The following is a 1,905-nucleotide window of genomic DNA, read 5'->3' as shown; positions in this document are numbered from 1 at the left end:
GGGCTATGCAAGGCGATGTGACGGATCGGGCACGTGCGTTGATCGCACCGTTGCTCCCGGCAGGTCGGTCAGCCGCGGCGATGTCTATGTCCGCGACGGCCCGCTGGCGACGCCAGGACACCGCCCGCTGCCTGCTGTCTCTACAGCCGCGACCGCAAGGGCGCACATCGCCGGGCGGATCTGCAGGACTTCGCCGGGGTGCTGCACGCCGATGGCTTCGCCGGCTTCAACGACTCTATGGAGACCCGTCCCGACGGGGCGACACGCGTGCTCGAGGCCGCCTGCTGGGCCCATATCCAGCCTGACCTGCTCCCCTCTTGCAACAACTCACCATCCAGTGGTCGGCCGGCGCTCTGGCGATGTTCGCCTTCGTCCGCCGGACCAGCACCGGGGGCGCCGAGACGCGGCTCACGACCGGCCCGCCAAGGTCCCAGGCCCGGTTCGAGGCGACGAAACTTTCGGAGTCCCGGCCGAGGGGATCGATCTCGAGAATGGGCGAGAACCATTCGCGCCACGCATCGAACTGATGTCGCGGCTCGACATGTTCCGTGGAAAGGCATGCTACGCCCAAGACACCCTTCCTCGTGGAAGCGCGATATCCTCCTTCCAAGCGAGGAGCTTAACCCTGAGTAACGGTTCGTTCCAGCCGCTTGAGAGGTGAGCCAGGGCTCCGAACTCATATGACAGGTGACAGGTAGGGATTTCTCTGAATCGATGCGGCGCCGCTGAATCGGAGCCGTCGATGATCCCTACCGCCGAGACCCTGCCCCGGAAGTCGCGCCTGACGGCGCTGCTTGAGCATTTCGCCGTGGTGGAGGATCCGCGCGACGTGCGGCGGATCACCCACCGGCTCGACGAGATCCTTTTGCTCGTGGTCTGCGGCACCATCGCCGACTGCGACGACTACGAGGACATCGCCGCCTGGGGCGCCGCGCACCTCGACTTCCTCCGCCGGCACCTGCCCTACGCCGACGGCGTCCCCGGCGAGCGCTGGCTCACCATCCTGATGAACCGGATCGACCCGGACCTCTTCGCGAGCGCCTTCGCCGGCTGGGTGCGGGAGAGCTGGCCGGACAAGGCCGCGCTCGTCGCCATCGACGGCAAGACCTCGCGCCGCAGCCATGACAAGGGTGCAGGCACCGCGCCCCTGCATCTCGTCTCCGCCTTCGCCACCACCGCCCGCCTGGTGCTGGCGCAGGAAGCCGTGCCCGACAAGGCGAACGAGCTCGCCGCCATCCCCCTCCTCCTCGAGCGGCTCGGCGCCGAGGGAGGGCTCAAGGGCGCGCTCGTCTCCATCGACGCCATCGCCACCAACGGCGAGGTCGCCGCGGCGATCCTCGCCCAGGGTGCGGACTACCTGCTCGCGGTGAAGGCCAACCAGCCGACGCTCCGCGCCGAGGTCGAGGCCGCCTTCGCCGAGGCGCCCGCCGCCACGCTCGACACCCACGCCGATCTCGACAAGGGCCACGGCCGCCTCGAGGAGCGCCGCATGACCGTTCTCCGCGACACCGACTGGCTCGACGGCGGTCGCCGCTTCCCGGGCGAGGTGCGCCTGCCGGGCGCGGCCTGCCTCCTCCGCGCCGAGACCCGCGTCGAGGCCAGGGGCGCAACCCGCAGCGAGACCCGCTTCTTCATCTCCTCCCGCGCCCTCTCCGCAGCCGAGGCCGCCACGGCCGTCCGCGAGCACTGGGCGATCGAGAACCGCCTGCACTGGGTGCTCGACGTCACCTTCGCCGACGACCAGTCCCGCCTCCGCAGGGGCCACGGCGCCCGCAACATGGCCACCGTCCGCCACTTCGCCCTCAACCTCGTCCGAACCGCCACCGACAAGCGATCCCTCAAGTCCCGAAGGAAGATCGCCGGATGGGACCCCGACTACCTCGAAGCCCTCATTCGCTCACGGCC

The 1,905-nt window shown here is 69.6% G+C and carries 1 protein-coding gene and 1 pseudogene; both read left to right on the top strand.

All coding sequences use genetic code 11. The features are described from left to right. Positions 1–85: 85 nt before the first annotated feature. A pseudogene (locus tag Q0112_RS08945) lies at positions 86–633 on the top strand (transposase); the annotation flags it as partial. Between the two features lie 109 nt (positions 634–742). Beyond that, on the top strand, positions 743–1,905 hold a 1,163-nt coding region (locus Q0112_RS08940), incomplete at its 3' end, for an ISAs1 family transposase (protein ID WP_297974150.1).

The organism is uncultured Amaricoccus sp., from assembly GCF_937858865.1.
GTDB lineage: Bacteria > Pseudomonadota > Alphaproteobacteria > Rhodobacterales > Rhodobacteraceae > Amaricoccus.
This window is presented reverse-complemented; position numbering and strand designations above follow the sequence as displayed.